General features: G+C 67.4%; 1 pseudogene. It reads right to left on the bottom strand.

Annotated features, from left to right (window positions below):
* Positions 1 to 137: 137 nt before the first annotated feature.
* Positions 138 to 344 (bottom strand): annotated as a pseudogene (locus NMG70_RS33365) (TetR/AcrR family transcriptional regulator); the annotation flags it as partial.

Raw genomic sequence — 344 nt, 5'->3', positions numbered from 1 at the left:
GAGCGCCCGTTTTGGAACACAAGGGCGCCGGCCGCACTCTGGTGACCGGATCAACGCAAGGATCTGGTGCCGCCACAAAGCACTCGATCTCGGCGAACAGATAACGGAAATCGCCGCGTGAGGGCGGCAGTCCAAGATCAGGCCGCGCTGCTCGCCGCACCTGGTCGCTGAGACTTCGGCGGCCTCGGCCCATCAGGCACTGCGCCGTCGGCAGGTCCAGGCAAGCGCGCAAGGACCGACTTCGCCTGCCGAGCGTTGAGGCCGATCGCGCGCAGGATGGCGCTGACGGCCGCGTCACGATGGAGCGATGACAGCATACGCTCGCCGAGCGCGCGCATGAGCTG

It is taken from the genome of Mesorhizobium ventifaucium (assembly GCF_935822925.1).
Taxonomy (GTDB): Bacteria; Pseudomonadota; Alphaproteobacteria; order Rhizobiales; family Rhizobiaceae; genus Mesorhizobium; species Mesorhizobium ventifaucium.
This window is presented reverse-complemented; position numbering and strand designations above follow the sequence as displayed.